A 7,538-nucleotide genomic window follows, 5' to 3' on the forward strand; every position below is an offset into this window, starting at 1 on the left:
CAACCGGCCCCTCGAACGCGAGTGATTTGTCCGGTTCGGCTCGGTGCGGAGACAGCCGGGTTTCCTCGGCGACGGACGCGGCGAGGCGCGCTCACGGCGGTTCCCCGTTCGTGGCCGGGAGGGTCATGTCGACGACCCGGTCGGAGATCGCATCCACCACGGCGCCGTCGTGGCTGATCATCAGCAGGGATATGCGTTGTGTTCGTACGAGATCGGACAAGATGTCGAGCACCCGCTGTCGGGATGCGGGATCGAGTCCCGTGGTGACTTCGTCGCAGATGAGCAGCGAGGGCTCGACCGCCAGGGCACGGGCGAGGGCGGCGCGCTGGGCCTCGCCGCCGGAAAGGGCGGACGGATGCTGCCGGGTGATCCGTTCGGCCAGACCCACCTGGTCGAGCGCGCGACGGGCCGCCGCGGCCGATTCCGGGCCGGTGGCACCGCGCAGGCGTGCCGGACCGCGCAGGATCTGCTCCCACACGCTGCGATACGGGTCGAAGGCCGCCTTGGCGTCCTGGAAGACGTACCCGATCGCCGCCGTCTGGTGCCGGGTCCGTCGCCGTACCGATGCGGCCAACGGGTGGCCGTCGAGAAGAACCCGTCCGGCCGTGGGTGGGTGCAAGCCCGCGACGACCCGGGCCGCGGTGGTCTTGCCGCAGCCCGAGGGGCCGTGAAGTGCCAGACATTCGCCGGGCTGGAGCGAGAGCGAAAAGCGTTGCAGAACCCGGTTGTTGCGGTACCCCGCCGAGACGGCGTCCAGGATCAACCGGGCGTCGGCCCGGGTCGGGCGGCGATCCGCAGTGTCGGCGCGTGTCTGCGGGATCCGCGGGGCGGCGACCGGCAGGATCCCGGCGTCACCGGTCTCGAGCACCCGGCCGCCGCCCATGACGATCACACGCTGGGCGACCGCGCGGACTGCGTCCAGGTCGTGGGTGACGAGCACGATCGTCAGGCCCTGCCGGGCAAGTCGGGTGATCTCGTCGAGGACCGCCGTCCGACGAGCCGGGTCCTGCCCGGTAGTGGGTTCGTCGAGGATCAGGCATGTCGGGTCGGTCAGCAGAGCCTGGGCGATGACCAGTCGTTGTTGCTGTCCGCCCGACAGTTGATGCGGGTAACGGCGCAGCATGCCCGGATCGTCGGCGAATCCCGCACGTGCGAGTGCGTCGGCCACGGTCACCGGATGCCCGTGCCGTCGGCCGGCACGAGCGATGTCGTCGAGCACGGTACCGATCCGCAGGGCCGTGTTCAGCGCCGAGGAGGGGTGCTGGGGCACGTACCCGAACCGTGCCCCGCCCGTGTCCAGAACGGTCGTGGTCACGTCGACCCCCGGGCGGCGCTCGCCCATCAATGCCAGCGCGGTGGTGGTCTTGCCGCTCCCGGAAGCCCCGACGAGCGCGGTGACCACCCCGGCGGGAATGTACAGGTCGACGCCGTCGACCAGGAGCCGATCCCGTGTCCGTGCGGTCAGACCGCGCACTCGGATGGTGCTGCTGGGCACAGCGGCGGCCGGGGCCGCGGGGATTACCTCGGTCATCGCCACTTCCTCGTCGACACCTCGCGTGTTGCCGCGCGAGCACCGGAGTCGAACAGCAGATTCACCCCCATCGCCAAGGCGATGATCAGGGCCGCGGGCAGGACGACACCCCACGGGACGAGGGCGAGGCCCGCGCGGTTGCGGTCGATCATCACGGCCCAATCGGTGCCGGCGGAGTCCGCGCTCACCCCCAGGAAGCTGGCCGAGGCGACCAGGTAGATCGCCCCGACGAACCGTAGCCCTGCGTCTGCCGCGAGGACCGGGAGCAGCGATCGTCCCAGATAGCCGAGGTGCCGGCGCCACCAGGTTTCGCGTTGCAGGAGCAGCGCCTCCATGGCCGGGGTGTGCGCGGTGTGCAGCGCCGACGCCCGCACCAGACGCGCCGCATCAGGGAACAGCAGCACCGCCACGGTGACTGTCAGAACGACCAGGTCGGCGTCGGTGAGCGCCACGGCCAGCAGCAGCACCATGATCGACGGCAGCGACAGCAGCAGATCCAGGGGGCGCATCAGCATCTCGTCGACGATCGGTACCCGAGCGGTCGCGGCAGCTATCCCCCACGGCACGGCAAGCAGGTACGTCAGGGCCACGGCCGCCGCGGCCACCAGCACCAGCGAACGCCCCCCGAGCAGGACCTGCGTGATCAGATCGCGCCCCTCGGAATCGGTTCCCAGAAGCCACTGGTCCCCGTAGGTGAACGCCGGGCCACGGGCACCGGGTTCGGTGAACAAGGGCCCCAGCAGCGCGACCGCGAGCGGGACCGCCGTCAGGGCAGCCCCGACGCGCACCCGGGACCGCCCACCCGCACGCTCGAGAAACGTGGAGCCGGTCACGATGCCGATCCGGCCGTGGGGTTGAGCTGGAACGCCGCGATGTCCGCGACCGTGTTCACCGCCACCGTGATCACCGCGAACACCGTCACCAATCCCATCAACAGCGGAATGTCGCGGCTGCTGACCGCGCTGACCAGCAGCTGCCCGAGACCGCCGAGCGCGAACACCGCCTCGACGACCACGACCCCGCCGAGCAGCCAATCGGCGACCCGCGCGAGATGCTGTGTCGCCGGGGTGAGCGAGCCCGGCAGGGCATGCCGCCAGATCACCCGCCGCACGGGCACACCGAGGCGACGGGTGTGCCGGATGTATTCGGAGTCCAGGGTGGTGATCAGCGACGAGCGCACCAACCGCGACAGCGAGCACACCGGGCGGATCACCAGCACCAGTACGGGCAGCACCCACAGCTCCGGTTGCATCAGCAACGGACCACCGGCGCCGACCGCGGTGGGCGCGAACCATCCCAGCCCGACCGCGAACACTGCCACCAGCACGATCGCCAACGCGAATTCCGGTGCCGCGTAGAACGCTACGGTCAGGGCGGTGACGGCCCGGTCGATCCGGTGGCCGCGGCGCACCGCGGCGACCACCCCGAGGAGCAGTGCCAGCGGGACCAGCACCACGAACGCCAGGGCGGCGAGGGTCAGCGTCGGCGCCAGCGCCGAGCCCAGCATCGCGGTGACGGGGCGGCCGGATACCACGGAGGTGCCCAGGTCGCCGCCGAGCAGACCGGTCAGCCAGTCCCCGAACTGCACGGACAGCGGCCGGTCCAGCCCGAGGAGTTCGCGTAACTGCGCAATCCGCCGCGGATCTGCGTCATCGCCCGCGATCACCACCGCAGCGTCCCCCGGCAGCAGGGCGGCGATCGCGAAGACGACGACGAGTACGCCCAGCACCTGGGCCAGTCCCACCGTGAGGCGGGTACCGGCGTAGCGGGCGAGCATCACGAAAGCCAGGCCTTGTCGAAACGGGCGTACCCGAGGGTGTTGCTGGGCGCATTCTCGGCCATCCCCGCCAGATGCGGCGCCATCCCGTGCAGGCCGTCGGAGAAGCCCCACACCAGCAGACCGCCCTCGCTGTGGAGCTGCGACTGCATCTGCTGATATGCGCGGGCCCGGACGTTCTCGTCGGTGGTTTCGCTGGCGGTGGCGAACAAGGCGTCGAACTCGGGGCGGCGCCACTGGGTGTAGTTCTTCGCCGAGGTCGACAGCATCCGCTGCGCGAGGTGCGTTTCGATGGGCATGGCCCCGGAGCGGAAACTCGACAACACACCCTCGTCGAGGGTGCGCGTCCAATAAGTCGATCCCTCACCGACTTTCACATCGATCTTCAGTCCGGCGCGTCCGGCCTGCTCGGCCAGGATGTTGGCGGCCTCGACGAAGCCGTTGGTGGCGCCGGTGGTCTGCAGTTCGATGGTCGCGTTCCGGGCGCCGGCCTTGCGGATCAGGGCCTCGGCCTCGTCCAGATCCAGGGTGCGCTGCGGCAGGTCGGCCGCGTAGTACTTGGCGTCCTTGCCGAACAGGTCGTTGCCGACCACACCGGTGCTGCCCAGCACGGTGGTGACCAGCTCGTCGCGATCGACGAGGGCGAACATCGCCCGCCGCAGATCCACGTTGTCGAAGGGGGGCCGGTCCACCTTCATCGCGAACGCCGACATCGCGCTGCGCGGCGACCGCAGGATCTGCATCCGGGCATCGGTTTCGTAGGTGCGCGCCGAGGTGACACCGAGGTCGTCGGCGTAGTCGACCTGCCCACCGAGCAGGGCGTTGATCCGTGCGGTCTCGTCCGGAGCGGTGAGGATCTCGAGTTCGTCCACATGGGGGGCACCGTCCCAGTAGTCGGGGAATCGCGCGGTGACGAGCGAGCGCCCCGGTTCGAACGAGACGAACGTGAACGGCCCGGAGCCGATCGGACGGCTGAAGTCGGTGGTGCCCTCCGGGATGATGTAGGCGCCGAACGCGGCCAGCACGTTCGCCAGTTCCCCGCACGGGCGGGCGCAGACGAATTCGATCGTGTGGTCGTCGAGGGCGCGGGAGCGGGCGATGTCGATCACCTCGAGAGAGGCCCGCGGGCGCAGTGCGTTCACCGGGTCCAGGATCCGCCGGTAGGAGTACAGCACGTCGGCGGCGCGCACCGGCCGGCCGTCGTGGAAGACCGCCGGGCGCAGCTCCACCGTCCAGGTGGTCGCGTCGGCGTTCGGATGCCAGGCGGTGGCGAGCCGCGGTACCGGGCCGAGGTCGTCGCCGTATTCGACGAGCTTGTCGTAGAGCGCGTTCGCGCGGGCGACGTCGGCGTACAGGTTGGTCTTGTGCGGGTCCAACACCTCCTGTGCGCCACCGCCCGCGAACACCGCTCGCAGTCGGCCGCCGTCCCGGGGCCCGGCGGTGGCCGCGGGGGCGGTCTCGCCGCTCGTGCTGCATGCCCCGAGCAGTACGGCGCCGGCGGCGGCGCCGAGGCCGAGGAACGAGCGACGGCTCAGGTGCGGACGCGGAGGCAGGGCAATCGGATTCATCGGGGTATCTCCTCGGGCAGTGGATCGAGCGGGTCGGGTGGAACGTGGGGGTGAAGCAGACGGCCTCGGCGATCACGTGCAGCCGGTCGCCGCAGAGCGCAGTACCGCCGAGATCGGTTCCTTGCCCCGGCCAGCCGGTCTCGGTGCGGGGTCCGGGTGTGTCGAACAGTGCCCGCACCACGAATCCGGCGCGCTGCAGGTGGCCGGTCAGCTCCAGCGGAAACAGCAGCCGCCACGCCGAGGTCTGGACGAGGGGCTCGGCGGACTCGGGGATCTGCCACCGCCGGCGGCGGCGTAGCAGCTGCGCGGCGTGGTCGATCCACAGGGTGGTCTCCGCCCGCCAGGTGTGGCCGTGCCAGGAGAAGGACGAGCGGGTGGGCCCGTCGAGGAGTTCGGTGTTGCCGAGGAAGAAGGCGCCGTTGCGCATTTCCGCGATCAGCAGCCCACCGGGACGTAGGTGCCTGCGGCAGCAGCGCAGGCACGATTCCAGCTCGACGTCGGTGTGGCAGTACAGCAGGGCACTGTCGAGGCAGACGATGGCGTCGACGCTCGCGTCGACCTCGAAGGTGCGCAGGTCGCCGACCGCGGCTCTCACGCCCGGATACTGTTGTTGCGCGTACCGCACCATCGCCGGGGACTGGTCGATGCCCAGGCAGCGGTATCCCCGCCGGGCCAGGTATCCCAGGTCGCGGCCGGTGCCACAGCCCAGGTCCAGCACTGTCGCGGGGTGTGTCCGCGGCGCCGGATCGTCGGAGGTCAGGTAGGTCGCGAGAATGTCGTCGACGAACCGGGCGGCGCTGTGGTCCGGGTCGGGGAATCGTGCCTCGTACAGAGCGGGGTTGTCCGTCAACAGGTTCCGAGCCCCTGCAGCCGCGGTCATGTCCGCGCTCCGGCCGGGTCGGCGAGCAGGCCGCGGCGGTGCAACAGCCAGATCCCGGTGGCCGAACCCCATGCGAGGGCGACGCACACCAGCGCTCCGGGCCACCCGTTGCCCAGGTCGAGGCCGTATCCGATCAGCGCATTGCCGCCGGCGGCGGCCACCCCGGAGACCAGGTAGAACATCCCGAACAGAGTTCCGGACATGTTCGACGGCCCGTATGCCGGGATCAGTTCCATCACGAACGGCTGCGCGATCAGGATGCCCGCTTCGAGGATCAGGGCGGAGAGCAACAGCGGTGCCAGCGTCAGGGCGATCCGTCCCGCGCCGTGGGAGGGTTCGCCCCACAGGACCGGCAGTGCCACCACGAACGCGGCGCCCATCAGCATCAGCCCCGCCGTGATCGCGGTGCCCCGGCTGGTGTGGCGATCGAACCATCGGGTCAGCCGCACCTGAGCGAGCAGACCGAAGACGGTGGTGGACAGGAACAGCACCGCCACTGCCCCACTCCAGTCGGTGATCCGCCCGGCCAGCACCGGATACACCAGATACATCTGCGTCTGCAGGGCGAACATCCCGAGCATGGTCACGGTGAACAGCACGAACCGGCGGTCGGCCAGCACCGCACCCCAGCCGCGGAGCACCGTCGTCTCGGCGCGGTCCACCGGGTGGGCGGGCAGAAACCGCAGCTGCGCCAGGGTGAGGGCGGCGAAGACGGCCGCCGCGGCGACGGCGACGGTACGGAAGTCCACCGTCAGCAGCGCGCTGCCGATCAGCGGCCCGGACAGTGCCCCCGCCTGTGCGAAGACATTGAAGACCGCGAACGCCTCCGCCCGGCGCCGGGGTTCGGCGACGGCGATGTAGGAGCGCACGGCCGGATTGAACAGAGCCCCAGCCAATCCCGACAGAACAGAGGCGAGCAGCAGCAGCGGCACGCTGGTGCCCACAGCGAACACCGCGAAGCCCACCGACCGTAGTGCGCAGCCGGCGATGATGACCCGATGGGGTCCGAGCCGGTCGGCAGCGGTGCCCCCGATCAGGAACAACCCCTGCTGGCTGAGGGTGCGCGCCCCGAGGACCAGGCCGGTGATCGCCAGGGACAGACCCAGGTTCCCGGTCAGATGCATCGACAGGTACGGCACCAGCATGTAGAAGCCGGTGTTGACGCCGTACTGGTTGAGCACCAGCAGTTGTACCGAGCGGGGGAAGCTGCGCAGCAGAGCGAAGGTCCCTGCCGGGGAGTCGGTGGCGGTCATCGCGTTTCCTCGTTGTCGGGTCGGTACACGCCGAGTCCGGGCAGGCCGCTCGGGCGCAGCTTTCCGTCTCCGCCCCCGAGGCCGGCCCACGGGTCTCGGGCGAGCAGCAGGTGCCCGTCCAGGTCGCACCATCGGGCCAGGGACGCCAGCTGAACCGCGGGGGCGATACCCAGCGAGCTGCACACCAGGCAGCCGAGCATCACCTCCATTCCGCGCGCGCCGGCCGCCTCGGCCAGTGCGTGGGCGCGGTAGATGCCGCCGCACTTGGCGAGTTTGATGTTCACCACGTCCGCGAGGCCGGTCAGCTCGTCCAGGTCCGTCAGGTCGTGGACGGCCTCGTCCGCGACGAGCGGAAGATCGGTGCGGCTGCGCAGCTCCCGCATTCCGTCGCGGTCGTGCACCGGCAGCGGTTGTTCGAGCGCGACGATCGGCAGACCACCGCTGTCGGCGAGTACCGACAGCGCGGTGGCGGTCCACGCTTCGTTCGGGTCGACGATCAGGTCCACGCCTGGAGCGGCAGCGGCGGTGG

General features: G+C 70.5%; 6 protein-coding genes and 1 pseudogene. All 7 read right to left on the bottom strand.

The annotated features are described in order from the left end of the window. Window positions 1–91: 91 nt before the first annotated feature. A complete protein-coding gene (locus OEY_RS0108400) occupies window positions 92–1,531 on the bottom strand; it encodes an ABC transporter ATP-binding protein (RefSeq protein ID WP_010593438.1) in 1,440 nt (479 codons plus the stop codon). Continuing rightward, window positions 1,528–2,364 (bottom strand): ABC transporter permease subunit, encoded by an 837-nt coding sequence (locus tag OEY_RS0108405; protein ID WP_010593439.1) that lies wholly within the window; start codon window positions 2,362–2,364, stop codon window positions 1,528–1,530. The genes OEY_RS0108400 and OEY_RS0108405 overlap by 4 nt, the downstream gene beginning before the upstream one ends. Next, on the bottom strand, window positions 2,361–3,308 hold the full coding sequence (locus OEY_RS0108410) for an ABC transporter permease (RefSeq protein ID WP_040274239.1): 948 nt from the start codon (window positions 3,306–3,308) through the stop codon (window positions 2,361–2,363). Before OEY_RS0108410 ends, OEY_RS0108405 begins: the two co-directional genes overlap by 4 nt. After that, entirely contained in the window at window positions 3,308–4,876 is a 1,569-nt protein-coding gene (locus tag OEY_RS0108415) for an ABC transporter substrate-binding protein (protein ID WP_010593441.1), read from the bottom strand. Before OEY_RS0108415 ends, OEY_RS0108410 begins: the two co-directional genes overlap by 1 nt. A gap of 280 nt (window positions 4,877–5,156) precedes the next feature. Beyond that, window positions 5,157–5,828, bottom strand: a pseudogene (locus OEY_RS31170) (class I SAM-dependent methyltransferase); the annotation flags it as partial. Continuing rightward, window positions 5,753–7,009, bottom strand: a complete 1,257-nt coding sequence (locus OEY_RS0108430; protein WP_010593443.1) for an MFS transporter — start codon at window positions 7,007–7,009, stop codon at window positions 5,753–5,755. The pseudogene OEY_RS31170 and the gene OEY_RS0108430, both read right to left, overlap by 76 nt. Further along, window positions 7,006–7,538: enolase C-terminal domain-like protein (locus tag OEY_RS0108435; RefSeq protein WP_029539954.1), on the bottom strand; the 533-nt coding region annotated here is incomplete at its 5' end. The genes OEY_RS0108430 and OEY_RS0108435, both read right to left, overlap by 4 nt.

Source organism: Rhodococcus sp. P14, from assembly GCF_000256505.1.
Lineage (GTDB): Bacteria > Actinomycetota > Actinomycetes > Mycobacteriales > Mycobacteriaceae > Rhodococcus > Rhodococcus ruber.